22 protein-coding genes are annotated in these 25,644 nt (G+C 63.9%); 13 read left to right on the forward strand and 9 right to left on the reverse strand.

Annotated features, from left to right (window positions below):
- Nucleotides 1-32: 32 nt before the first annotated feature.
- Entirely contained in the window at nt 33-1,124 is a 1,092-nt protein-coding gene (pstS, locus tag PQR67_RS33515) for a phosphate ABC transporter substrate-binding protein PstS (protein ID WP_408467088.1), read from the forward strand.
- 59 nt (nt 1,125-1,183) lie between these two features.
- Here pstS and PQR67_RS33520 read toward each other — a convergent pair whose 3' ends face one another.
- Nucleotides 1,184-2,119 carry a LysR family transcriptional regulator gene (locus PQR67_RS33520; RefSeq protein WP_408467089.1) on the reverse strand — a complete coding sequence of 312 codons (936 nt, stop codon included), beginning with the start codon at nt 2,117-2,119 and terminating at the stop codon, nt 1,184-1,186.
- Between the two features lie 116 nt (nt 2,120-2,235).
- Between PQR67_RS33520 and PQR67_RS33525 the strand changes: the two genes are divergently transcribed.
- Nucleotides 2,236-3,093 (forward strand): oxidoreductase, encoded by an 858-nt coding sequence (locus PQR67_RS33525; protein ID WP_408467090.1) that lies wholly within the window; start codon nt 2,236-2,238, stop codon nt 3,091-3,093.
- Nucleotides 3,094-3,179: 86 nt separating this feature from the next.
- Here the strand turns inward: PQR67_RS33525 and PQR67_RS33530 are convergent, their stop codons facing one another.
- Entirely contained in the window at nt 3,180-3,839 is a 660-nt protein-coding gene (locus PQR67_RS33530; RefSeq protein WP_408467091.1) for an NADPH-dependent F420 reductase, read from the reverse strand.
- Between the two features lie 133 nt (nt 3,840-3,972).
- Here PQR67_RS33530 and PQR67_RS33535 point away from each other — a divergent pair, with 133 nt between their 5' ends.
- From PQR67_RS33535 to PQR67_RS33565, 7 genes are all read left to right on the forward strand, one after another.
- The gene (locus PQR67_RS33535; RefSeq protein ID WP_408467092.1) at nt 3,973-4,869 is read left to right on the forward strand and encodes a LysR family transcriptional regulator; all 897 of its coding nucleotides are present in this window, start codon (nt 3,973-3,975) and stop codon (nt 4,867-4,869) included.
- Nucleotides 4,870-5,194: 325 nt separating this feature from the next.
- Nucleotides 5,195-5,800: a DUF2760 domain-containing protein gene (locus PQR67_RS33540; protein ID WP_408467093.1), complete on the forward strand. Its 606-nt coding sequence runs from the start codon at nt 5,195-5,197 to the stop codon at nt 5,798-5,800.
- Nucleotides 5,797-7,647 (forward strand): Hsp70 family protein, encoded by a 1,851-nt coding sequence (locus PQR67_RS33545; protein ID WP_408467094.1) that lies wholly within the window; start codon nt 5,797-5,799, stop codon nt 7,645-7,647. The genes PQR67_RS33540 and PQR67_RS33545 overlap by 4 nt, the downstream gene beginning before the upstream one ends.
- A complete protein-coding gene (locus tag PQR67_RS33550) occupies nt 7,644-10,541 on the forward strand; it encodes an Hsp70 family protein (protein ID WP_408467095.1) in 2,898 nt (965 codons plus the stop codon). Before PQR67_RS33545 ends, PQR67_RS33550 begins: the two co-directional genes overlap by 4 nt.
- Nucleotides 10,542-10,577: 36 nt before the next feature.
- Complete coding sequence (locus PQR67_RS33555; protein ID WP_408467096.1) at nt 10,578-11,495, forward strand: LysR family transcriptional regulator; 918 nt, start codon at nt 10,578-10,580, stop codon at nt 11,493-11,495.
- A gap of 284 nt (nt 11,496-11,779) precedes the next feature.
- Complete coding sequence (locus tag PQR67_RS33560) at nt 11,780-13,747, forward strand: alkyl/aryl-sulfatase (protein ID WP_408467097.1); 1,968 nt, start codon at nt 11,780-11,782, stop codon at nt 13,745-13,747.
- 36 nt (nt 13,748-13,783) lie between these two features.
- Nucleotides 13,784-14,344: a hypothetical protein gene (locus PQR67_RS33565; protein WP_408467098.1), complete on the forward strand. Its 561-nt coding sequence runs from the start codon at nt 13,784-13,786 to the stop codon at nt 14,342-14,344.
- Between the two features lie 136 nt (nt 14,345-14,480).
- Here the strand turns inward: PQR67_RS33565 and PQR67_RS33570 are convergent, their stop codons facing one another.
- The 3 genes from PQR67_RS33570 to PQR67_RS33580 form a co-directional block, all read right to left on the reverse strand.
- Nucleotides 14,481-15,227, reverse strand: a complete 747-nt coding sequence (locus PQR67_RS33570) for a glucose 1-dehydrogenase (RefSeq protein ID WP_408467099.1) — start codon at nt 15,225-15,227, stop codon at nt 14,481-14,483.
- A gap of 282 nt (nt 15,228-15,509) precedes the next feature.
- Nucleotides 15,510-16,532 carry a histone deacetylase family protein gene (locus tag PQR67_RS33575; protein ID WP_408467101.1) on the reverse strand — a complete coding sequence of 341 codons (1,023 nt, stop codon included), beginning with the start codon at nt 16,530-16,532 and terminating at the stop codon, nt 15,510-15,512.
- Nucleotides 16,533-16,612: 80 nt separating this feature from the next.
- Nucleotides 16,613-17,923, reverse strand: a complete 1,311-nt coding sequence (locus PQR67_RS33580; RefSeq protein WP_408467102.1) for an MFS transporter — start codon at nt 17,921-17,923, stop codon at nt 16,613-16,615.
- 140 nt (nt 17,924-18,063) lie between these two features.
- Between PQR67_RS33580 and PQR67_RS33585 the strand changes: the two genes are divergently transcribed.
- Entirely contained in the window at nt 18,064-19,023 is a 960-nt protein-coding gene (locus PQR67_RS33585) for a LysR family transcriptional regulator (RefSeq protein WP_120343219.1), read from the forward strand.
- 155 nt (nt 19,024-19,178) lie between these two features.
- Here the strand turns inward: PQR67_RS33585 and PQR67_RS33590 are convergent, their stop codons facing one another.
- On the reverse strand, nt 19,179-19,928 hold the full coding sequence (locus PQR67_RS33590; RefSeq protein WP_408467103.1) for a sulfite exporter TauE/SafE family protein: 750 nt from the start codon (nt 19,926-19,928) through the stop codon (nt 19,179-19,181).
- Between the two features lie 177 nt (nt 19,929-20,105).
- On the opposite strand from PQR67_RS33590, the gene PQR67_RS33595 reads away from it, so the two are divergent.
- Together PQR67_RS33595 and PQR67_RS33600 are read left to right on the forward strand one after the other, a co-directional pair.
- Nucleotides 20,106-20,996 carry a LysR family transcriptional regulator gene (locus PQR67_RS33595; RefSeq protein ID WP_408467105.1) on the forward strand — a complete coding sequence of 297 codons (891 nt, stop codon included), beginning with the start codon at nt 20,106-20,108 and terminating at the stop codon, nt 20,994-20,996.
- A gap of 174 nt (nt 20,997-21,170) precedes the next feature.
- A complete protein-coding gene (locus PQR67_RS33600; protein WP_408467106.1) occupies nt 21,171-22,148 on the forward strand; it encodes a PDR/VanB family oxidoreductase in 978 nt (325 codons plus the stop codon).
- 64 nt (nt 22,149-22,212) lie between these two features.
- On the opposite strand, the gene catC is transcribed toward PQR67_RS33600, so the two are convergent.
- Genes catC through catB2 form a run of 3 tightly spaced genes read right to left on the reverse strand, consistent with a single transcriptional unit; the run spans nt 22,213 to nt 24,651 of the window.
- Nucleotides 22,213-22,503 (reverse strand): muconolactone Delta-isomerase, encoded by a 291-nt coding sequence (catC, locus tag PQR67_RS33605; RefSeq protein ID WP_408467107.1) that lies wholly within the window; start codon nt 22,501-22,503, stop codon nt 22,213-22,215.
- A 30-nt stretch (nt 22,504-22,533) separates the two neighbouring features.
- Nucleotides 22,534-23,442 carry a catechol 1,2-dioxygenase gene (gene catA / locus PQR67_RS33610; RefSeq protein ID WP_408467108.1) on the reverse strand — a complete coding sequence of 303 codons (909 nt, stop codon included), beginning with the start codon at nt 23,440-23,442 and terminating at the stop codon, nt 22,534-22,536.
- Between the two features lie 51 nt (nt 23,443-23,493).
- Nucleotides 23,494-24,651 carry a muconate cycloisomerase CatB2 gene (catB2, locus tag PQR67_RS33615; protein WP_408467109.1) on the reverse strand — a complete coding sequence of 386 codons (1,158 nt, stop codon included), beginning with the start codon at nt 24,649-24,651 and terminating at the stop codon, nt 23,494-23,496.
- Nucleotides 24,652-24,753: 102 nt separating this feature from the next.
- On the opposite strand from catB2, the gene PQR67_RS33620 reads away from it, so the two are divergent.
- Nucleotides 24,754-25,641 carry a LysR family transcriptional regulator gene (locus PQR67_RS33620; RefSeq protein ID WP_408467110.1) on the forward strand — a complete coding sequence of 296 codons (888 nt, stop codon included), beginning with the start codon at nt 24,754-24,756 and terminating at the stop codon, nt 25,639-25,641.
- The last annotated feature ends 3 nt before the right edge of the window (nt 25,642-25,644 follow it).

Here is a 25,644-nt window from a genome sequence, read left to right on the forward strand (position 1 = left end):
GACGGATTCCCTGTATCGCGACGGAGACACGCATGACTGAGCAACACAAGAACCCGGTATTGCGCGCACGCTGGCGGCACATCGCCGCCGCGCCGCTGTGCGCCGCCGCGCTCACCTTGACGACGGGCCCGTTGGCCCATGCGCAGGACCTCACGCTGAGCGAAACCGGCTCGACCTTGCTGTACCCGTTGTTCACGACCTGGGTGGATGCGTACACCCAATCGCACCCCGGCATCCGGGTTACCACCGGCGCGACCGGCTCGGAAGCCGGTATCCAGCAGGCGCTCATGGGCAAGGTGCAGATCGGTGCGTCCGACGCCTATATGTCCGATGCCGATATGAGGCAGCACCCGCAGATCATCAACGTCCCACTCGCTATCGCCGCGCAGACGGTCAACTACAACCTGCCCGGCCTCAACGCGACGCATCTCAAGCTGGACGGCCCGGTACTCGCCGGCATCTACACCGGCGCGATCCGCAACTGGGATGCGCCGCAGATCGCGGCGCTCAACCCCGGCGTGGCCTTGCCCCATCACGCGATTGTGCCGATCCATCGGGCCGACGGCTCCGGCGATACGTTCGTGTTCACGCAATTCCTGTCGTTCTCGACACCGGCCTGGGAAAGCGACAAGGGCTACGGCACCAGCATCGCCTGGCCCGCTGTGCCGGGTAACGCAAGCGCGGTGGGCAATGCGGGCATGGTGCAGGCGCTGCAATCGACACCCTGGTCGCTCGGTTACGTCGGGGTCAGCTTCACCGACAAACTCGCCGCGGCAAAACTCGGTACCGCGGCGCTCAAGAATGGAGCAGGTGAATTCGTCTTGCCGAACAAGGACACGATCACGGCAGGCGCCGCCTCGCTCGGCCCGCGCACGCCGCCTGACGAACGTCTGAGCCTGGTGTTCGCGCCGGCGTCGGGCGCCTATCCCCTCGTCAATTACGAGTACGCGGTGGTGTCGGCGAAACAGGCCGACGCCGCGACCGCTACCGCGTTGCGCAGGTTTCTGCTCTGGACCATCGTGCCGTCGGAGACGAATGAGGCCTACCTCGATACGGTGCACTTCATTCCACTGCCGCCCCATACGTGGGAACTGAGCCAGGCGCAGATCCAGTCGATCAAATAGACCACGGTTGACGGCGCGGCCCGGCCACACGGGTACGTCGCCACGTCGCGCTCATCGGCTCAACGCGCAGCGCGAAGCTCGGCCGGCTCCAAGTAGAAATTCGTGTTTCCCGCGAGGCGCCCGATCATGAAGTCGATGAACGTCCGCACGCGCAGCGGCTGCTCGGTTCGGTGGCGATAGTAGATGTAGATGGCTTCACGCTGCGTGACGTGCTTGACGAGCAACGGAACGAGCTGGCCCCGCCTGATCGGCACGGTCGCCGAGAAGCTGCCGAGTTGGCCGATGGCAAGTCCGGCCAGCACGGCCTGGGTCTCCGCGTCCGTGTCGTTGACGCATAAGCTTGTTGCGATGTCGCGAAAGACGATCTCATCGCCGATCAGGAATTCCCACGGCGCCTGCTTGCCGGTATTCGCCCGCCGATAGCCGGTGCAGTGGTGTGCGTCGAGTTCGTCGATGGTCCGCGGCGCGCCATGCCGCTCGAGATAGGCGGGCGATGCGCAGACGATCAGTTGAATCGGCAGGAGCCGGCGCGCGATCGTGCCGCCCGAGGGCGGCGAGCCGCCACGAAAACCGACGTCGGCGCGATCGCTGACGAGGTCGGTGAAGAGGTCGTCGAACTGCACGTCCAACTGCACATTCGGGTGCAATTCGGCGAATTCCAGGAAATACGGCCACAGCACGGTCTGTCCCATGGCTCTTGGCGCGCTCACCCGCAGCGGGCCCGCAATCTCGTCTTTCGATCGCCGTGCGTCGTCGAGTGCCGAGGACAATACGGCCAGCGCAGGTTTCACGCTGTCCAGCAGCCCCTGCCCCTCCTCCGTCAGGCTCAACTTGCGTGTGGTTCGGTGGAAAAGCCGAACCCCCAGCTCCTTTTCCAGTTGCATCACCGCATGGCTCGCCGCCTGCGGCGAGATGCCCTGATCCACGGCGGCCTTGCGCAGGCTTCCCAGCGCTGCGGCCCGGACGAATATCGTGATCGCGCGAACTTCGTTCATGGCTAGTCGGATTAGGAAAGAAAAGTTGATTATCAGTCTACCAATCCATGGCTAGTTTGTGCCAATCGCCCCTCCTATGATTCGTTCACTTCCACTCGAAACGTAGGAGCAACACCATGGTCACCTCCGCAAACAACGGCTTCAAGCGCGTCTGGTTCATCACTGGCGCGTCGCGGGGCCTCGGCGCCCTGATCGCCCAGGCGGCTCTCGCTGACGGCAACGCGGTCGTTGCCACCGGCCGCAATGTCGCGGCGATCGCCGAGCGCTTCGGTGATTCGCCGGCACTGCTCCCGCTGGCGCTGGACGTCACCAATGAAACTCAGGCGAAAGCGGCGGTTCAGGCCGCGGTGGAACGATTCGGCCGTATCGACGTTCTGGTCAACAATGCGGGATTCGGTTTGCTTGGCGCAATCGAGGAGTCCAGCGACGCCGACGTGCGTCGCATGTACGACACCAACATCTTCGGCCTGCTGAACATCACGCGCGCCGTTTTGCCGGTGATGCGCGCGCAGCGGGCAGGTCACGTCATCAATATGTCGTCGATCGGCGGCTATCGATCCGCCGCCGGCTTCGGTGCGTATTGTTCGACCAAGTTCGCGGTGGAAGGCCTGACCGAGGCCTTGCACGCCGAACTCAAGCCGCTCGGCATTCACGCCACCGTCGTGGAGCCGGGATATTTCCGTACCGACTTCCTCGACGCGTCGTCGCTTGTGGTTGCCGGCAACGTGATCGCCGACTATGACGAGACGTCAGGCCATGTACGCCGGCTCGCGACCACCCTGAACCACAACCAGCCGGGCAACCCGGAGAAGCTCGCGCTCGCCATGGTCGAACTGGTCGATGCGCAAACGCCACCGCTGCGGCTGCCGCTTGGCACCGACACGCTGAAGGCCATCGCTGAGAAAAATGCCTACGTCGCCGAGGAAACCGACACCTGGAAGACGGTGTCGGCATCGACTGACTTTCCTGCCTGATGGCTGACTGATTGAGCGGCCTGATGGCGGTCTGATGGCGGGCCGTTAGCCGGCTGGGATCGACCGGGTCGGCGCTGAACGCCGGTTCAGCGCCGCCATGACCCGTGCGGCAACTCGACATCCCGTCGCGCCGCAGCCAATCCTTCCACGATGCCCGCCCGATCCAGCGGAATGCAATAAACCGGCTTCGCACGCTCGAAGCGCCAGCTATCGGCGAGCGTCCCGGCGTCGACCGGATCGAAGCCGAACTGGTCGAGCAGCCCGCTCACGACCTGTCTGGCCTGCGCATCATCGCCGGCCAGCGGCAGTGCCCGGCGGCCCGCCGCGCCGGGCGGCTTGCCGTCCGTTTCAAGGTCCTTTGCCAGGATCGCATTGAAGGCCTTGACCACCTTCGCGCCCGGCAACGCGGCGGCCAGCATCTGGCTGGTGGTCGTCGAACCGCTCTCGAGCGCCTCGATCCGGCCATCGCGGTCGGGATAGTGATTGGACGTATCGATCACGATCTTGCCGTCGAGCGCCGCAACCGGCAGCGCATCGAGGCTCCCGAACGGCACGGCGACGATCACCACGTCGCCGAACTTCGCCGCCTCTTCTGCCGTGCCGAGCGCACAGCCAAGCGCCGCGGCCGTGCTGGTCAGCGTCTGCGGACCACGGGAATTGCTGATCATGACTTCGTGACCCGCGTTTCTGGCGAGCGCCGCCATCGCGCGGCCGATAAAGCCGGCGCCGAGAATGCCTATCTTCATGTTTCACACTCCATGTCTATCTGAGGATCGCTCCGTTGAGCGCACGCCCATCGGTGAGAAGCACTATGATTCAAAACTTCAATCGGATAAACCTGCTAAATTCGACGGCTGTCGAAATCAGGAGTGGGGAATCATGGATCGCTTGACCAGCATGGCCGTGTTCGTGAAAACCGCGGACAGCGGTTCGTTCGCCGCGGCCGCGCTTGCCTTCGGCATCTCTTCGCAGATGGCCGGCAAGCATGTCAGCACGCTGGAGGAACGGGTCGGCGCGCGCTTGCTCAATCGCACCACGCGCCGCCAGAGCCTCACCGAGATCGGCCAGATCTTCTACGAACGCTGCAAGGCGCTGCTGGCGGATGCCGAAGCGGCCGAATCGGTCGCTCAGGAACTGTCGGCCTCGCCGCGCGGGCGTTTGCGCATCACCGCGCCGGTGACTTTCGGCACCTGCTGTCTCGCCCCCATGATCACGCGCTACCTGAAGGCGCATCCCGAGGTACGGGTCGAGTTGGCGCTGACCGACCGCTTTGTCGATCTGATCGACGAAGGCTACGAAGCCGCGATCCGGCTCGGCTCGCTGTCGGATTCGTCGTTGATCGCCCGGCCGTTGATGCCGTACCGGCTGGTCGCATGCGCGTCTCCCGGTTATCTGGCCGAGCACGGCGAGCCGGCTACACCGCAAGCGCTGGCGGCGCACGAGTGTCTGAGCTTCGTCTATACGAGCTTGCCGGTCGAAACCGAATGGCGTTTTGCCGACGCGCACGGCCAGCACGTGGTGCCGATCGCCGGCCGCTTTCAGGCCAACGACGTGAAAGCGCTGCTGGCCGCCGCGCTGCATGGCGGCGGCGTGATACTCGCGCCCGAAGTGGCGGTGAAAGACGAGCTAGCGGCGGGCCGGCTGGTGCGCCTGCTGAAGGACTACCAAGCGCCTTCGCGGCCCATGCATCTGGTCTTTCCGGCGAGCCGCGCCACCCCGAAACTGCGCGCGTTTATCGACCAGGTGGTGGCCGAATTCGGACCTCACACCGCATGAAATGGGCGGCTGACTATTCCCGGCAAGCACCCGGCAGGCACCCTGCTTCACCCGCCAATCTCCGCCGATTGACCGCTAGAATTGCCGGCTTTGCCCGCTTTGGGCGCGCGACAAGGCAAAATACGGGTTTGCGCGAGCGAAACGCACTACGACGCACCACAGCGCACCGCAAAACCGGATGAATCAGACCTCGGCGGCTTGCCTGCCGCCGACCCTCGCCATGACGCATGACGACGGCCCAGCACGCCAATCCGGCGCGCCGGGCCGGTCGCATGCGGCGCAGCCAGGACAGCTCGTCCTTTAACAGAGCCCCTCAGGAGCATTCATGACAGACTCGAACCCCTCTTTCCTCGGCAGGATTTCACTCGCCGTCGGTACGTTTTTCAGCATCCTCGGCGACGGTGAGTTCGCCGCCGGCGTGCTGCGCCTGCGCAATGGCAGTGCTGGCGCCGCTGGCAGCACCGCTGCCGCGCGCCCCGCACCGGCCCCCACGCCCGCTCCCGCCGCGGCGCCGGCCCCCGCGCCTCAGCCCGCGCCCACGCTGAAGGAAGCGAGCCCGGACGCCGCGCTCCAGTTGCTCGGCCTGCTGCAACGCGACGCGCGCTTCATCGATTTCGTCGAAGAAGACATCAAGAGCTATAGCGACGCCGACATTGGCGCCGCCGCCCGGCTCGTGCATGACGGTTGCCGCGCGACGCTGCGCGAGCATTTCACGATCCGTCCGGTGCGCGACGAGGCCGAGGGCAGCCGCGTGACGCTGGCCGAAGGCTTCGACGCCAGCTCGATTCGCCTGACCGGCAACGTCGTCGGCAAGGCGCCGTTTAACGGCAGCATCAGCCACCGCGGCTGGCGGGTCGACGAAGTGCGTCTGCCGAAGCTGACCGACAGCCACAATGCCAAGGTAATCGCACCGGCCGAGGTGGAGCTATGAGCGACGCGCGCTTCTCAATCGGCATCGATCTGGGCACGACGCACTGCGCGCTCTCCTACGTGGACACCACGGCCAGCGACGGCGAAAAGACCGCTCAGGGCGTGCTGCCGGTCGCTCAACTCACCGGCCCCGGCGCGATCGACAACCTCGATCTGCTGCCTTCGTTCCTCTACCTGCCGCATCCGGACGAACTCGCTTCAGGCGACCTGTACCTGCCGTGGACCGGCCAGCGCGAATTCGCAGTCGGCGAGTTTGCTCGCAACCGCGGCGCGGCCACGCCGATCCGGCTCGTGTCGAGCGCCAAGAGCTGGCTGTGCCATCCGGGCGTCGACCGTCGCGCGGCAATTCTGCCGAACGACGCGCCGCCCGAAGTCGCGCGCGTGTCGCCGCTCGAAAGCTCGGTGCGCTATCTGACGCATCTGCGCGAAGCGTGGGACCACGCGCATCCGGACGCGCCGTTCAGCCAGCAGGACATCACGGTGACGATCCCCGCGTCGTTCGATCCGGCCGCGCGCGAGCTGACCGCCGAAGCCGCCGAGGCCGCCGGTTACGGCCGCATGACGCTGCTCGAAGAACCACAAGCCGCGCTGTATAGCTGGATTCAGAAGAGCGGCGGCCAGTGGCGCAAGCAGGTCAGGGTCGGCGACATCATTCTCGTCGTCGATGTGGGTGGCGGCACGACCGACCTCTCGCTGATCGCCGTGATCGAGCGCGAAGGCAATCTCGAACTGCATCGCGTCGCGGTCGGCGAACACATCCTGCTGGGCGGCGACAACATGGACCTCGCGCTCGCCCACGTGGTCGCGCGCAAGCTCGCGGCGCTCGGGACCCAGGCCGACGCCTGGCAACTGCGCGCCCTCACCTATGCCTGCCGCGCGGCGAAAGAAACGCTACTGAGCGACCCGTCGACCGATACCGTGCCGCTCGTCGTGCCGAGCCGCGGCTCGAAGCTGATCGGCGGTTCGATCCGCACCGAACTCACGCGCGCGGAATTGACCCAGACGATCCTCGAAGGCTTCTTCCCGCAGGTGGAGAGCGCGGCGCGTCCGGTGAGCCGCGCGCGTGCCGGTCTGACGCAACTCGGCCTGCCGTATGCGCAGGACGCGGGCATCACGCGGCATCTGGCCGCCTTCCTCGGCCGTCAGGTGGGCGCGCTCGCCGAACTCGAAGGCTTGCGCGATATCGCCAGCGCCGAAGGCGCGAGCTTCCTGCACCCCACCGCGGTGCTCTTCAACGGTGGCGTGTTCAAGTCGCCGCTGCTGGTCGAGCGGATCATGGGCACGCTCAATGGCTGGCTCAGCGCCGAAAGCGCGCCGCAAGCGCGCCTGCTCGAAGGCGCCGATCTCGATCTCGCCGTTGCGCGTGGCGCGGCCTATTACGGCTATGTGCGGCGCGGCCAGGGCGTGCGCATTCGCGGCGGCACGGCGCGCGCGTACTACATCGCAATCGAATCGGCGATGCCCGCCGTCCCCGGTCTCGAGCCGCCGGTGCAGGCGTTGTGCCTCGCCCCGTTCGGCATGGAGGAAGGCACCGAGGCCGAATTGCCGGCGCAGGAGTTCGGGCTGGTGGTTGGCGAGCCGGTGCATTTCCGCTTCTTCGGATCGTCGGTGCGTCGTCAGGATCAGGTCGGCACGCTGCTCGACTTCTGGGGCCCCGAGGAATTGCAGGAACTCGATGAAATCCAGGCGACGCTGCCCTCCGCCGGCCGCACCGCCGGTGAGATCGTGCCGGTGAAACTGCATGCGCGCGTGACGGAAGCCGGCACGCTCGAACTCGAAGCCGTACCGCGCGGCACCGACGAGCGCTGGAAGGTCGAATTCGACGTGCGCGGCGGCGCCAATGCATGACGGCGATGAAGCGCTACAGCGTCGGGATTGATCTCGGCACCAGCAATACGGTGCTGGCCTACGCCGCGGCGGGCGATCCCGCGGCGGGCGATCCCGCAGCGGGTTCGCAGGAGATTCACGTCTTCGAGATCGAGCAGTTGGTGAGTCTCGGCGAAGTCGCCGCGCGGCCGCTGCTGCCTTCGGTGCGGTATCACGCGGCGCCGGGCGAGTTGAGCGCGGGCGATTTGCAGCTGCCGTGGCGTGCGGCGAATGGTTCGGACTGCGGCGCGCCCGGTCAGATCGATGAGGCAGATCAACCCGTCGTGATCGGCCGGCTCGCGCGCGCGCTCGGCGGCCAGGTGCCGGGACGACTGGTCGCGAGCGCGAAGAGCTGGCTGTCGCACGCCTCGGTGGACCGGGTCGCGCCGATCCTGCCATGGGGCGCCGCGGACGATGTCCGCAAGGTCTCGCCCGTCGAAGCCAGCGCGAGCTATCTGGCGCACGTGCGGGCGGCCTGGAATCAGCGCTTTCCGCACGCGCCGCTCGAAGCGCAGGACGTCGTGCTGACGGTGCCCGCGTCGTTCGACGAAGGCGCGCGGGCGTTGACCGTGGAAGCGGCGCGCATGGCGGGCCTGCCCACGCTAAGGCTGCTGGAAGAACCGCAGGCCGCGTTCTACGACTGGCTGTTTCATCATCGCGAGCGCCTTGCAACTGAGCTGTCGGGCACCCGGCTCGTGCTGATCTGCGATGTGGGCGGCGGCACGACCGACCTCACGCTGATCGAAGTCGGCATGCGCGACGGTGAGCCGGCGCTCACGCGCATCGGCGTGGGCAACCATCTGATGCTCGGCGGCGACAACATGGATCTCGCGCTCGCGCACCGGGTCGAGGCGCGTTTGCCTCAGGCGGGCAACGAGCGCACGCGTTTGTCGGCGGCGAACCTGTCGCAACTGGTCGAGCGTTGCCGCGCCGCGAAGGAACAACTGCTCGGTCCGGACGCACCGGAGTCCGCTTCGATCACACTGCTCGGTGCGGGCTCGAAGCTGATCGGCGGCGCGCGCACGGTGCAGGTCACGCGTGAGGAAGTCGAGCAGATCATCGTCGACGGATTCTTTCCCGTGGTGGCATCGCATGAACGGCCCGGAAGACCGCGCGGCGCGATCGTCGAATTCGGCCTGCCCTATGCCACCGATGCCGCGGTCACGCGTCATATCGCGGCGTTTCTAAGCCGCTTCGCGGCACAGTCGCGTCAGGCGTTGGGTTCTGCTTCGGATTCCTCCGCACTTTCTTCCACTACGGGCGAAGCTCAGGACGCGTCTTTGCCGATTCCCGACACGCTGCTGCTGAACGGCGGCGTGTTTCGCGCCGAGGCGCTCACGCAGCGTCTCGCCAGCACCTTGGGCGCATGGCGCGGTGAGCCGCTCAACGTTCTGCACAACGACAATCCCGACGTCGCCGTGGCGCGCGGCGCGGTCGCGTATGCGCTCGCCCGCAAGGGCCAGGCGCCGAAAATCGGTGGCGGTTCGGCACGCAGTTATTTCCTCGTACTGGACGAAAGCGGTGACGGCGAACGCGGCATCTGTCTGCTGCCGCGCGGCACCGAAGAAGGCCACGAGATCCGGATCGAAGACCGCACGTTCGCGCTGCGTCTCGGGCACCCGGTGCGCTTTCACCTGGCCTCTTCAAGCGCGGACACGGTCTATCGTCCCGGCGAATTGATCGATCTCACACAAAGCGATTTCGTTCGACTGCCCCCCATCGCGACGATCGTGCAAGCGCGGGGCGCGAGCACGGCGCGCGGCGAAACCGCGGTACAGATCGCCACCGCCCTGACCGAAGTGGGCACCCTCGACGTGCACTGCATCGAACTCGACAATCCGGCGCAGCGCTGGCTGCTCGAATTCCAGGTGCGCCGTGAATCTGCCCAGGTGAACCTGTCTACGGACCCCGCACAAAACCGCCACCCCGCGCTCGACGAAGCGATCGACCATATCGACCGATGCTTCGGCTCCCGCGCGCAAAAAGTCGACCCCAAGGAAGTCAAACGCCTGCGCTCGCAGCTCGAACAACTCCTCGGCCCGCGCGAAGCCTGGAACAGCGCGCTGCTGCGCGAGCTGTTCGGTGCGCTGTGGGAACGCGCGCGCCGCCGGCGGCGCTCTGCGGACCACGAACGCCTGTGGCTCAATCTGGCCGGCTATTGCGTACGGCCGGGTTTCGGCTATCCGCTCGACGAGTGGCGCGTCGAACAACTCTGGCCGCTGTTCGACGACGGTATCCAGTACGTCAACGACAGCCAGGTCTGGTCGGAATGGTGGACGCTGTGGCGGCGCGCGGCGGGCGGCCTCGACGAAAGCGCGCAACTGCGTGTGCTCGACGCAATGGCCTATCTGCAAACAGCCGCACAATCGCGCCACAAACTACCGTTCGACGTGTCGAAAACCGGCTTCACCGACATGGTCCGGCTAAGCGCGTCGCTCGAACGAATTCCGGTCGAACGCAAGATCGAGCTTGGCGAATCGGTGCTCACGCGATTGAAGAAGCCCGCGGAAAATCATCAAAGCTGGTGGGCGGTCGGCCGCATCGGTGCACGTCGGCCGTTCTATGGCAGCGCGCATAGCGTCGTGCCGCCGGACATCGCGGCACCATGGCTGAACGCACTCCTCGCGCTCGACTGGAAGAAGATCGACCCTGCGGCATTTGCCGCCGTGCAGATCGCCCGGATGACCGGCGACCGTTCGCGCGACCTGCCCGAAGCGTTGCGCCATACCGTGGTGCGCAGGCTCGAAGCGGCCAATGCGCCGCACGCGTGGATCAGGATGGTCAGCGAGACCGTGGAGCTCGACGACGCCGATGAAGGTCGCGTGTTCGGCGAATCGCTGCCCGCGGGGCTGAAGCTGATCGCGGCAACACCCTGACGAACCCGTCTCAACGAATACGTATTTCGCATCGACATGATCAATCTGTTTCAGGCCATGCAGGCCTTCGTCAAGGTTGCCGACGCGGGCAGTTTCGCACAAGCCGCGGAGCAACTCGGTGTCGCGACCTCGGTCGTGACGCGCCATGTGTCGAGCCTTGAAAAACACCTCGGCATCCGGCTGCTTCAGCGCACCACGCGCAAGGTCGTGCTGACCGAAGCCGGCGCCGATTATGTCGACGGCTGCCGGGTTGTGCTGGCCGAACTCGAAGAGGTCGAATCGCGCGCCACGACGACCTCGAAGGAAGTGGCGGGCGATCTGCGGATCGTGGCATTGGGCAGCTTCTCGCTGTTCCGGCTCACGCCACTTTTTGCGGAGTACCAGGCAAAATTTCCCCACGTGAATCTGCGTGTCACGCTCACCGAAAAACGCGTCGATCTGCTGGAAGGCGGCTTCGACGTAGGTATCGTGACCGAGCACATGATCCGTTCCGAATCACTGGTGGTGCGCCGTCTCATCAACTCGCACGTGGTGCCGGTGGCAGCGGCCGCCTATCTGGCCGAGGCCGGTTATCCCGCCACCCCGGCTGATCTCGCACGGCACCGGGTGATCGCCGCATCGCTCGACGCCAGTCCGCAGACCTGGGTATTCAGAAACGATCACCATGGCAATGACAACAGCAGCGGTAGCGAGGAAAGCGTCACGCTCGACGCGTCGTTCACGGTCAATAGCATGATCATGCAGAAGCAGGCGACGCTCGGCGCAATGGGCATCGCATTGCTTCCGCTCGAAATGGTCAGCGATGAGTTGCGCGCCGGCACCCTTGTACACATTCTCGGCGAATACGCGGTGCTCAATGGCGACGTCGCGGTCTCGCTCGTTTATCCGAGCCGCGAATTCGTGCCGCGCAAGATCCGCGAATTCATCGATCTCGCCGTCGGCTATTTCGAGTGACATTACATAAGTAAAAATTCGACATGCCAGATTGAAAGCCCAGGTACCGCTTTGCGCCTCGGTAAAAAATTCGCACAAGAACATTGCGCACCCTCGTCTCATTGACTAGGATTGTTCGCGCGAACAAGCACTCGCGGAAAGTAAAAGCCCCCTAGGCGCCAATCGCCAATGGGACGTCTGGAAAACATGGAGGATGTTCTGTGTCCGACGAAAATAATCAGGCTTCCGCATCAAAACGCCGAGGATTTCTAAAGGGTGTCGTTTCAGTAGGCATTGCAAGCGGAATGGGCACCGTTGCCGGAGAGGCGCTGGCACAAACCGCAGCCGGCCCAACCGCTACCGGCATCGGCTCCAAGGCCCCCACGAAGGCCACCCGCGAGGCCAACGCGGTTTATGCGAATCAGCTCGCATTCAACGACACACAAGACTTCCAGGACGCCAGCCGCGGGCTCATCGCCACCTTGCCGGAGGGCGTGATCCCCAGCTCAAAAGGCGGCGCGGCGTGGGACCTCGGGCAGTTTGCTTTTGTTCAGGGCGGCCCGGAAAACAACTCGCCCGATTCCGTGAACCCCAGCCTGTGGCGCAACGCCAAGCTGAATATGAATCACGGTCTGTTCGAAGTGGTCGACGGCATCTGGCAGGTGCGTGGCTACGATCTTTCGGTGATGAGCATCATCCGCGGCGACACGGGCTGGATCGTGATCGACCCACTGATGACAGCCGACGTATCAAGCGTGGTGTGGAAGCAATTAGTCATTCCGCATATCGGCGACAAGCCGATCACTCACGTTATCTACACGCATAGCCACGCTGACCACTACGGCGGCATCCGCGGCATTGTCGACGAAGCCGATCTGAAATCGGGCAAGGTCAAGATCTACGCGCCGGCCGGTTTCACCGAGGCCGCTGTGGGCGAGAACGTGATTGCCGGCAATGCGATGAGCCGGCGCGCGGCCTACATGTACGGCAATCTGCTGCCGCGCGGTCCCGCGGGCGTGGTGGATGCCGGACTCGGCAAGACCACGTCGATCGGCGCGATCACGCTACTCACGCCAACCGACTTTGCCACCACGACCGGGCAAAAACTCGTGATGGACGGCGTCGAGATGATCGTCATCATGGCGCCGGAGTCCGAAGCGCCGTCGGAATTCATGTTCTACATTCCGAAGTACAAGGCGTTCTGCGCCGCCGAGGACGCGACCCATACGCTGCACAACCTCTACACGCTGCGCGGCGCCAAGGTGCGCGACGCGCTGTTGTGGTCGAAGTATCTGCAGGCCGCTATCGACATGTTCGGCAGCGACATGCAGGTGCTATTCGCTTCGCATTACTGGCCGACCTGGGGCAACGAGCGGATCATCGCGTTCCTGAAAGCACAGCGCGACATGTACCGCTATCTCCACGACCAGACCATGCGTCTCGCCAACACGGGCTATACGCCGCTGGAAATTGCGGACTCGTTGCGCTTGCCCGATTCACTGGCGCGGCAATGGTATTGCCGCAGTTACTACGGCACGGTGTTTCACGACCTCGTGGCGCAATACAACTTGCGGCTCGGCTTCTTCGACGGCGTGCCGGCGAATCTGCACCGCTTGCCGCCGGTCGAGAACGGCAAGCATTACGTCGAGTTCATGGGTGGCTCGGCCGCCGTGCTGCGCAAAGCGCAAGCGTATTACGACAAGGGCGAGTATCGCTGGGTGGCGGAAGTGGTGAACCATGTCGTGTTCGCCGAACCGCAGAACGTGGCCGCCAAACATATGCTGGCCGACGCCTACGAGCAGATGGGTTACCAGTCGGAAGCGTCGAGCTGGCGCAACTTCTATCTGACCGGCGCCATGGAATTGCGCAACGGCGTGCACAAGGTGCCGTTCGGCAGTTCGCAAAGCCCCGACACGATCAAGGCGATGCCGCTCGAGATGTTCCTCGACTATCAGGGCGTCCGGCTGAACGCCGAACGGGCAGCCGGCAAGACCATTTCGTTTAACTTCGTAATGACCGATACGAAGGAAAACTATCTGGTCGGTGTCGAGAACTCCGCGCTTCACTATTCGAAAGGCCAGACTTCGAATACCGCGGATGCCACCGTCACCATGACGCGCTCGGATCTGAACGACGTCATGATGGGCAACGCCACGATGGAAAAACTCGTCATGAGCGGCAAGGCGAAACTGAGTGGCGATACGAAGAAACTCGGCGAATTCGTGTCGTGGCTCGACAACTTAGACTTCTGGTTCAACATCGTCACGCCCTGAACCCACACCGCATCTGACTACAGGACGAACCCGGCAATGTGCGCTATCTGCGAACTGAAGCTCGAATTCAACGTCGACCATCCGCTGGCCCTCTCGGTGGCGGTGGCGACGCGTAACGCCATCGACGCGGGCACGCTGCCGGAAAGCCTGCTGGATGGCGCCTTGAGCAATGCGAAGATGCGCGCGGCCGCAGTCGACGCGCTACAGGGCTTGACCGCCCGGCTCGAAGCATCGAAACCGGCCAGCGAGTTGCTGGCGCTGCCGGATTTCTACGTGCTGCTGATCGAAATCGGGACGTGGGGATTTTTTCACGCTACCGGGCGCGGCTTCGATCCGGACATTACGCCCGAGGCGCCCGATGTGACGTCGGATAATCAGGCCGACCGCGATGTCGTATTCGTGACGTCGGAAACGACATTGCGAGCCGTGCTCGATGGGCGGCTGTCAATCGACGCGGCGTTTGCCGGCGATCTGGTCATGCTCGATGCAGGGGTGGAGCACACGGCGCAGCTTCGCGCCGTGCTGAACGATGCGCTGAACGACACGCTGGCGGCGCAAGCAATCCTACTCGACCCGCTCGCATTTCTGCCCGGATGACGGCGACAGCGCCGCGGATTGCGGCGCGCTGTCTAGCCGGACTCGTTGCCTGTCCAGACGCTGCGAACGCTGCCCCGCCATCGCGTCGAGAACGAGGCCGGCCAATACGATCGCAGCGCCCACAACTTGCACGCCGTTAGCGCGCGCCGCCGCTCGCGATCAGGCTTTCGCCGGTCAACCAGCGCGAGTCGTCGGAGGCGAGGAACACGGCGACGTCCGCGATATCTTCAGGCTGACCGATGCGGCCAAGCGGGGTCGTGCTGATTGCCCACGCCTCGAAATCCGAGCCGATAAAGCCGGCGCTATGCGTGCCTTCCGTTTCCACCATGCCGGGATTCACGGAGTTGACGCGAATCTTGCGCGGACCGAGTTCACGGGCGAGCACGCCGGTGATGGCATCCACCGCGCCCTTGGTGGCGGTATAGACCACGGTGCCCGGCGGCGTGATGCGGCTGACGACCGAACTGACGTTCACAATGCTGCCGCCTTCGCCCAGATGCTTCGCCGCCGCTTGCGTGACCAGCAGCAGACCCAGCACGTTCACATTGAAGTGTTTATGGAAGTGCGCTTCGGTGATCTCTTCGATCGGCGCCATCTCGTACACGCCGGAATTGTTGACGAGAATGTCGAGACGCCCATACGTTTCCACTGCCGTATCGACGATACCTTGCGCGTCGGCCGCCTTGGATACGTCGCCTGCCACGGCCACCGCCTTGCCGCCCGCCGCTGCGATGGCGGCGACCACCTCGTCCGCGCCCGCCTTACTGGACGCGTAGTTCACCACCACCGACGCGCCCTGCGCCGCCAATGCCTTCGCAATCGCCGCGCCAATACCTTTCGATGCGCCCGTTACAACCGCAACCTTACCTGTGAGCTTGCTCATGATCGTGTGTCCTTTGGATTGAGTTCGCGCCGACGCGCCGTCGCGAAGATTCGCGACGCTGGCGTCGATGAAGCTGGAAATGCAGTGGCGCTGTCACTGGAGCCAATGTAGACACACAGGCCGTAGGGATAAAGCGGCTGAAGGCGAATAGATACGTCGGATGAGCCGAACAATCGGAACCTGCGGAACTAGCGGAACAAGCGGAACAAGCGGGGCAAGAACACTAGGCGGCACGGTCGCGGCCCGCCGTTATGAACCGGCCGCTGAACCTGCCCGCTCACCTCACCGCTTCGACGTAAATCCCCCGAAGAATGATTGCGCGTTCGCGTCGAGTGTCTCGACGTGATACCCGCCTTCCTGCACGATCAGGGTCGGCAGTTTCAGCGCACCGAGCCGGCCGCCGAGTTGGCCGAAACCCTCCGTCGTCACGGCGACCTGGGATTGCGGATCGTCTTTATAGATATCGAAACCCAGCGCCACGACCAATGCGTCCGGCTGAAAACGGGCGACCACGCGCAGCGCCGCGTCGAGTTGCTCGAAGAACACCGCTTCTGACGAACCATGCGGCATGGGCAGATTGACGTTGTAGCCCTCGCCTTTTTCCGCGCCACGCTCGTCTTCGAAACCGGCTACGACGGGATAGAAATTGGTGGGGTCGCCATGGATCGACACGTACAACACGTCGTCGCGGCCGTAGAAAATCTCCTGAATGCCCTGGCCATGGTGCATGTCCGTATCGAGAATCGCCACGCGCCCATACTTTTGCCGCAACGCTTGCGCAGCAATCGCAGCATTGTTCAGATAGCAGAAACCGCCTGCCGCTTCGGCGCGTGCATGATGGCCCGGCGGCCGGCATAACGCGTACGCATCAGCCGCGCCGTCGAGAATCGCCTGTGCGCCGGCCAGCGCGCTTTGCGCGGACCAGTATGCCGATTCGTAAGTATCCGCGCCGATCGGGCAACTGCCGTCGGCGAGATAGCGGGCCGCTTGCGCGAGCACGCCACGCAAGGGATTATTTTCGCGGATGTACACGTTCGACATCACCTCGTCGCCCCATTCCGCCGGAATCTTCTTCCACTCGCGGTGCGCTTCTTCGAGAAAACGCAGGTAGTTCATCCCATGCACCGCGGCGAGCGGCGCGGCGCCGAAATCCGCCGGTTCCTGCACGTCAAAGCCGAGCTTCTTCACGGCTTCGACGAGTCGCAACGCACGCTCGGGCACTTCCTGCGGCGTGCGCATCTGACCACGCGACAGATAGCTGCGCGGATGGTGCTTTAACTGCGCCGGATGAAAAAAAGTCTGCATAGTCCAGTTCCTTGGCTTCAGGCACAGGCCGGTGCGACTATCATCGCACGCGCCGGCAAGCCCTTTGATCTCTCTGTGATTCAGCGTGCCGGCAGTGCTTCAGGCGCATCGGCACGACGGTGTTTCAGCGCATCCAGTCCGGCGACGCACGACAATGAAATGCCCGCGAGGCACGTGTAAAACACCGCAAGCGGCCACCATTGCCCGACGAATTTGTGGGCGAGCCATGTCCCCGCCAGCGGCGTCAGGCCACCGGCAATCGCGCCGCACACCTGGTACGAAAGCGAGATCGCGGAGTAACGCACGCGCACCGGAAACACACCGCTGACAAAGCCCGCGATCACCGAATAGAAACTCGCCATGCACACCACCGCCAGTGCGATGCCGACAATCATCGACAACCGGTTGCCGCTCTGCACGAGTGTGAACATCGGATACGGCGAGAGCATCGCGGCGAACGCGGCCAGCTTCAGGAAACGCGCGCCGCCGAGCTTTTCAGCGAGCCACGCAGCGAGCGGTTGCGACAGAAACTGGATGATCGCGACCGCGAACAGGCAATCGAGAATCAGCGACTTCGACACGCCGAGGTTCTGCGTGGTGTACGAAATCATGAAGGTGTTGGTGAAATACACGCCCGCAATACCGATCGTATTCGCGCCGATGCACAGCGCCACGAGCGCGCCGGAAGAACGGAACACTTCGGCAATCGGCAATTCGACGGTGCGCTTCGCGTCTTTCTCGCGCTGGAATTCCGGCGATTCGTTCACCCCCATGCGGATAAAGATGCCGACCGCGAGCAGCACCGCGCTCGCCAGAAACGGCAGACGCCAGCCATACGCGATGAAGTCGTCGTGCGGCATCGACGTGACCGCGCGAAAGGCGATCAGCGAGAGAATCAATCCGGCCGGGCTGCCCAATTGCGCGAACGAAGCGAAGAAGGTGCGCCGCCCCTGCGGCGCATGTTCACCGGCCATCAGCACGGCGCCGCCCCACTCACCGCCCACCGCCACGCCTTGCACCACACGCAGCAGCACCAGCAGCACGGGCGCAAGCAGGCCGACCTTCGTATAGGCCGGCAGCAGGCCGACGCACACGGTGGCGACGCCCATCATCATCAGCGTGGTCATCAGCGCCTTCTTGCGGCCGATGCGGTCGCCCAGGTGGCCGAAAATCACGCCGCCCAGCGGCCGTGCAAAGAAGCCGACCGCGAAGGTCGCAAACGACGCCATCGTGCTGACAAACGGATCGTGCGAGGGAAAGTACAACTCGCCGAACACCAGCGCGGCGGCGGTGGCGTAGATGTAGAAGTCATACCACTCGATCATCGTGCCGATAAAAGCGGCGCTGGCCGCCCGTACGGGCTGACGGGTGGCGGGAGGTGAAGCGTTCATGGCGGCTCCTCAGTCGCGATGCCTGACATCAGGGCATCTTGTTGAGGTGTTTTATCGCCAGCCATAAAACATTAGTCAAATTTCGGCTTATTATCTCAACTATAAATGTAGCTAATGTCGGAGGCGATGGTATGACTCAGTTGCGCGCGGACGTCACGCGCTTTTTGAATGACAGGCTCGACTGGAACCTGCTGCGCACGTTTCTCGTGATCATGCAGGAGCGCAGTGTCAGCCGTGCCGCAGCCCGTTTGCACCTGACGCAACCCGCGGTCAGCCAGGCGCTCAAACGGCTCGAAGACACGCTTGGACGCAACCTGATCCAGCGCCGCGGCCCGCACTTCGAACCCACCCGTGCCGGCGAGGAGGTGTACCGGATCGCCAGCGATATTTACGGCCACATGTCGCGGCTCGAAACCGAACTCGACGACCGCAGCGACGACATCACCGGGTCGATCCGGCTCCTGACCGTGAGCCGGATCGACTCCGGCGTCTACGACGAATTCCTCGCGGAATTCCACAAGACCTATCCGCGCGTGGATTTGCAGATCGAAGTCATGCGCTCGTCGGACATCATCTCGTCGTTGCTGCAGAAAACGGCCACGGCCGGCCTCGGTCTATGCCGAACGCCCGTCGACAAACTCGAGCAGCGCTGTTTTCTGCGGCAACGGTATGCGCTTTTTTGCGGGCGGCATCATCGGCTGTTCGGACGGCATGCCCTGTCGGTCGATCAGTTGCTGGCCGAAAACTTCGTGTCGTTCACCAGCGACCAGATCGGCGACAGCCTCTCGCCGCTCACCGTGTTTCGCGATCAACGCGGCTTTACCGGCCGCATCGTGGCGGCCTCTCCGAGCCTCGACGAAGTACGCCGGCTGATCTTCGCCGGCTATGGCATCGGCTGCCTGCCCGAACACATCGTGCGCGACGATCTCGCGCAACAACGGCTGTGGCGCCTGCCGCCCGAAGAGGGTCTGGTCGACGTCGACATCGATCTGCTGTGGCTGCGCGCGCGCAAAATGAACGCTGCCGAGCAGGCGTTTCTCGACGGTATGGAACGCACGATGCAACGCTACGCGTTACCCGAGCGGCTTGCGCCGCGTTGACTGAGGATGGGCCGCGCGGCTCGCCGATTGCCGCGTTTTGCGGATGAATGCGATCTGCGCGGCCACACTGGCCAGCACCGCCAGGGCCCCCAAGGTATCCAGAATAGTCGGCCACACGATTCAACCCTCCCTGCTTCACTTTCGCCACACTGTAATCAAACGAATGCGCGCACCAGCAACTGAATGCCCAGGCCGAGCAGACAGATAAAAAACCAGCGCCGGAAGGTCGCCGGACTAATGTGCCCGCGCACCCGCTGCCCGATCCACATCCCGAGCAATGCGGGCACCACGGCGCACAGCGATTCGCCCAGGTCATCGATCGCGAATGCATGCTCGCGCGCCAGTCCGAGGGCGAGCGCGATGGTGGACACGGTGAAGGACAGACCGAGCGCCTGAACCAGATCCTCTTTTTTTAACGTCAGCCCCTGAAGGTAAGACACCGCCGGCACGACGAATACCCCCGTGCCGCCCGTGATCGCGCCGGTGACCACGCCGACCGCCGGCGAGAGCCAGCGCTCGTGCCGCGCCGGCACCGAGAAGCGCCACGCCAGCAGTCCGGCCACCGCATACAGCGTCAACGCGGCGCCCAGGCCGGCCACGGCCCACGCGCCACCGCCGCCGGCAATGAACGACGCTGCCGCGAGCGTGCCCGCGACAATGCCCACCATCATCAGCCACAGGCGCTTGACCAGCGCCCGCACGCTGGGCCCCGCGAACAGTTGCCAGACGTTGGTCACGAACGACGGCAGCAGCAGCATCGCGGCGGCCTGCGCCGGCAGCATCAGCGTGCCGAGCACGCCCATGGCGACGGTTGGCAGGCCCATGCCGGTCACGCCCTTGACGAAGCCGGCCACCACGAACGTCACGGCAACCACGCTCGCGCGCATAGCAAACGAAGAGATCATCGGGATGGTGTTCTGAATGTCATGTCCGGATTTTCGATTGCCAGAGCGCCGCCCACAATGCGTAAGATACGTACTGTGACTTAGGCTATAACTAAGGCTAACGCTGAGGCTCAAACCCGGCCACGATAACAACGCCAACTACTAAGCCAACTACTACGCCAACCCGAATCCCACGCCATGCGCTTCGACCTGATCGACCTCCGCCTTTTCCTTCACATCCTTGAAACCGGCAGCATCACGCATGGCGCGGCCCGCGCGAACATGTCGCTGCCGTCGGCCAGCGCACGTTTGCGCGGCATGGAAGAAGCCTTGGGTGAGCCGTTGCTGGAACGAGGCCGGCGCGGCGTGGAATCGACGGCGACCGGCGATACGCTTGCGCATCACGCGCGACTCGTGCTCGGCCAGATCGACCGGATGCAGGGCGAACTCGGCGAACATCAGGCCGGGCGCAAAGCGTGCATCCGTCTGTGGACCAATACCGCCGCGATCACCGAGTTTCTGCCGTCCACGATCGGCCTGTTTTTGCGCGATCACCCCAACGTACAGATCGATCTGAAGGAACGGCAAAGCAGCGAAACGGTAAAAGCGGTACTGGCCGGCGCGGCGGAGATCGGCATCATCTCGGACGCCGTCGAACACGGCGCGTTGCAGACGCTGCCCTTCGCCGTCGACACACTCGTGCTGATCGCGAGCCGTGACGATCCGCTGGCCGCGCGCCGTCGCGTGACGCTGGCGGAAGTGGCCGAGCGTGAATTCATTGGCTTGAGCACGGGCAGTGCGTTGCACGCCTACCTTGGCGAACGTGCATTGCTTGCCGGGCAAGCACTCAGCGTCCGCGCGCATATGCGAACCTTCGAAAGCGTCTGCTGCATGGTCGAACAAGGCGCGGGCATCGCCATCGTGCCGGCCACTGCCGCGAAACGCTATCGCGGCACGCCGGGCATTCGCACGATCGAACTGACGGACACGTGGGCCACGCGGCAGTTGCTGATCTGCATGCGCGACCTGAATGCGCTGAAACGGCCGGAAAAAGCGCTGGTGCGGCACCTGGCGGGTGTCCGGGAATGACGAGGGGGCATGGCCGGCACCGAATTATCAATCGTACTTATTCAACAACCGATTTTTAATCGATTTGCCTGATTACCGGTGGTTTCTTATCCTTGATGCACAACCGGACGCCGCGCAATGCATGGAGCGTCCGCGCTGCCCCTCACTGTCCCCGCTCATTTTGCCGGCAAGATCATGGAAAGAACCACCTTAAGCGTACGCGTCGAGAGCGTGCGTGACGAAGCGCACGGCGTGCGCTCGTTCAGCGTATCGCGTCTGGACGGACAAGCGTTCGCGCGCTACGAACCCGGCGCGCATATCGACGTCACCGGACCGTCCGGGCTCACGCGGCAATACTCGCTATGCGGCGACCCGGATCAACACGAAACGCACCTGTTTGCGGTCAAGCGTGAAGAAGCGTCGCGCGGCGGCTCGCGCTCGCTGCACGACGACGTGACGGTGGGCTGTGAATTGACGATCGGCGCGCCGCGCAATCTGTTTCAACTCGCGTCCGGCGCGCGTGAACACATTCTGATTGCCGCCGGCATTGGCGTGACCCCGCTATTGAGCATGGCATACCGGTTGCTCAAGCAGGAGCAGCGCTTCGTGCTGCATTATTTCGCACGCAGTGCGGAGCACGCGGCGTTCTTGCCATTGCTGTCGCGCGCACCGTTCAGCGATTTCGTGCGGCTTCATTTCGGCGTCGAGCGGGAGCAGCTCGACACGGTGCTGGCCGGCTGCGTGGCGAATGCGAGCGAAGGTTCGCACCTCTACACGTGCGGACCGGCGCCCTTCATGGAGCGGGTGGTGGCGATCGGCGAGGAGCGCGTTGCGGCCGAGGCGATTCACCTTGAACGCTTTGCCGCCGAGCCTGCTTCGGCGGCTGGCGGCGAATCGAACACGCTCGATTCATTCGAGGTGCGGATCGCCAGCAGTGGCGCAACCGTACACGTGGACAAACACACGACAATCGTCGCGGCGCTGGCGTCGATCGGCATTGAAGTGGATACGTCGTGCGGCGAAGGCGTATGCGGCACCTGCATGGTCGACGTGGTCAGCGGGACGCCCGAGCATCGCGATCATTGCCTGAGTAAAGCGGAACGCGCGAGCGGCAAGGTGATCTGCTGTTGCGTCTCGCGCGCTGCTTCGCCGCTGCTGGTGCTCGATCTTTAAGACCTGGGCTTTAATCTTTAAGGAAAGCCGGTGCTGCATTCGCAACACCGGCTTTTTTGCACCCTTAGCGGTCGTCGTCGCGAATCGACGATGCATGCCGGCACAGCGCACGCACTTCGACGTCCATATACGGAAACAGCGGCAATTGACTCAGCACGTCGTGCAGATGCGCGGGGCTTTCCACATCGAACACGCTGATATTCGCGTAGCGGCCGGCAATGCGCCACAAGTGCCGCCACACGCCCTCCTGCTGCAGCTTCTGCGACATCGCTTTCTCATCGGACTTCAGACGGGCGGCGCGTTCCGCATCCATATCGGACGGCAGGTTGACCGTCATCTCTACGTGAAACAGCATGCTGGTTCTCCTTTTGTTATTTTTGTTATCTCAGGCTTCCGCGCGCACGCGCTCCACTTCCGCGCCCGGCAGATTGTCGCGCTCCTTGAACAGCGTGAAGTCGAAATCGATCAGCGCGAACTTGCCGTCCACCCCATACGGTTTGCCTTCCGCGCCCTCGGCCTGCCTGACGGCGGGCACGAGCCCGTCGCGCGTGGCGAACGCAAAGTCGTCCCACAGATACGGATCGCCGTCGATGTTGATCTGCGTGGTCAGCTTGCGGCAGCCCGGCGCCGAAACAAAGAAGTGAATATGCGCCGGACGATGCCCGTGGCGACCCAACTGATCGAGCAGCAACTGCGTCTGCCCTTGCGGCGGCACCGAGTAACCCACTGGCACCACGCTGCGGAAGCTGTACTTGCCTTCGGCATCGGTACGAATCGAGCGGCGCAGATTGAAGGCCGGCTGCGACTTGTCGAAGTAGGAGTAGTTGCCGAGGTGATTCGCGTGCCACACCTCGACCAGCGCATTCGTCAGCGGCTTGCCGTCTTCGCCGAACACACGGCCGCGCATCACCAGCGTCTGACCCGGATCGGTGCCGTCATCGAGCCGCGCATGAGCATCGGACACCGGTGCGCCCGCCACATACAGCGGTCCTTCGATGGTGCGCGGCGTGCCGCCTTCGATCCCGGCCTTCGCTTCGGCTTCGTCTATCCGCAGGTCGAGAAAATGCTCGAAGCCGAGGCCCGCGGCCAGCAGGCCGAGCTCGCCGCTCTTGCCCGCGTCGCCGAGATAGTTGAGCGCGGTCCAGAACTCGTCGGGCTGCACGTCGAGGTCCTCGATCGTATAGAACAGATCCTTGATGATGCGGTTGACGATCTGCTTCGTGCGTGGATTGCCTTCACTGGTGGCGCTGTCGTTGATTTTTTGCAGCAACGCGTCGATGGTTTGCTTGTTCATGGGGTATCTCCTTCGTTTAATTAATGTTCGTGGCGGCCGGCGACTGAACCGTCAGTTCGTGGTGATGCTCGCGCCCTTGCGCGTATCGCGCCGTAAGCGGTCGATCTTGTCCCAGTCGAGCGTGATGCCCAGACCCGGTCCTTCAGGAAGATGCAAAACAAAATTCTCGTAGCGCAGCGGTTCAGTGAGAATCTCTTCGGTCAGCAGCAACGGTCCGAACAGTTCCGTGCCCCACTTCAATTCGCCGAAGGTACTGAAGAGTTGCGCCGAGGCGATCGTGCCCACCGCGCCCTCGAGCATCGTGCCGCCGTACAGGTCGAGGTTCGCGGCGAGCGCAATCGCCGCCACACTCGCCGCCCCGCTCAGGCCGCCCGATTGCGCGATCTTCACGGCGAACACATCGGCCGCACGCGCGCTGGCAAGCGCGAAGGCATCGGCCGGGCCGTGCAAGGCTTCGTCCGCCATGATCGGCACCTGAGCGAGATCGGTCAGACGTTTGAGACCCGCGCGATTTTCCGCGGCAATCGGCTGCTCGATCAGTGCAACGCCTGCATCGGCGAAACGCTTGCCGGCCCAGATCGCTTCGGATTCGCTCCACGCCTGGTTCACGTCGACCCGCACTTCACCGCGTCCTTGCAGCGCTTTCTGGATCGCCAGAACGTGCGCCACGTCGTCGGCCAGCGCGCGCGACCCGATCTTCAGTTTGAACACGCGATGCCGCTTCGCTTCGAAAACACGCTCGGCTTCGTCGATGTCGCGGGTCGTGTCGCCGCTCGCGAGCGTCCACGCCACGTCCACCGAATCGCGGATGCGGCCGCCGAACAGCTCCGACAAAGGCACGCCGAGGCGCTGCGCCTGAGCATCGAACAAGGCGGTTTCAAGCGCCGATCGGGCAAAGCGGTTGCCCTGGAACAGCGTGCGCAGCTTCGCCATCGCCGCGCCTGGACGGGTCGCGTCCATACCTTTGAGCAGCGGCGCGAAATACGTATCGATGTTGACCTTGATACTCTCCGGACTTTCCTCGCCGTACGCGAGGCCGCCGATGGTCGTGCCTTCGCCCACGCCGACCACGCCGTCGGCGCAACGCACGCGCACCAGCACGAGCGCCTGGCAATTCATCGTTGCGACCGAAAGCCGGTGTGGACGAATCGTCGGTACGTCGACGAGAATCGTCTCCACGCTCTCGATCTTCACGGGTGTTGCTATCATTGCCTGCCCTCCTGAACCGCTTGCCTGAGAGCACCATAGTAGAAACAACCCGCGAAGCAGTCCAACACCGATTCCGACTACTTCCATACCTTAGAGGTATGCATGGAACTTCGCCAGCTCCGCTATTTCATCGCGGTCGCCGAAGAAATGAATATCACGCGGGCCGCTAATCGCCTGCATATGACACAGCCGCCGCTCAGCCGCCAGATCCAGCAGATCGAGGAAAGCGTCGGCCTCGCGCTGTTCGAGCGCGGCGCCCGGCCGCTGCGTCTGACCGAAGCCGGGCGCATTTTCTATGCGCAGGCCAGGCGCCTTGTCGATGAAGCCGACGAGCTCGCGCCGCTCACGCGACGCCTCGCGCAACTGGCCGAGCGCATCGTGATCGGCTTCGTGCCGTCCACGCTGTATGGCGCGCTGCCCGCGGTGATCCGTGCGTTTCGCGAGGCCGCTCCGCATATCGAGTTGTCGCTGATTGAAATGTTCACGATCGAGCAGCTCGGCGCCCTCAAAGGCGGCCGTATCGACGTCGGTTTCGGCCGCCTGCGTTTCGACGATGCGCAACTGGCGCGCGAGGTACTTGTCGAAGAGCGGATGATTGCCGCACTGCCGCAAGATCATCCGCTCGCACGCCAGAAGAAACCGCTGACGCTTGCCGCGCTCGCGCAGGAAACGCTGATCGTCTATCCGAGCACGCCACGGCCGAGCTATGCGGACCAGCAGCTATCGGCCATGCACGACCACGCGCTGGAGCCGAAGGCCATTCATGAAGTGAGGGAGCTGCAAACCGCGCTCGGTCTGGTTGCGGCGCAGGTCGGCGTGTGTCTCGTGCCGGAGAGCGTGGAGGGTTTGCGCGCGCATGGCGTGGTGTACCGGCCCGTTCCGGCCGCCAATATCGTCTCGCCGATTATCATGAGCCGGCGCCTGCAGGATGAGTCGCCGACTACGACCTTGCTGTGTTCGCTCGCGCGGGAGCTGTTCAAACGGGCCTGAAGT

Origin of the sequence: Paraburkholderia fungorum (genome assembly GCF_046026025.1) — a bacterium.
GTDB classification, from domain to species: Bacteria; Pseudomonadota; Gammaproteobacteria; order Burkholderiales; family Burkholderiaceae; genus Paraburkholderia; species Paraburkholderia fungorum_E.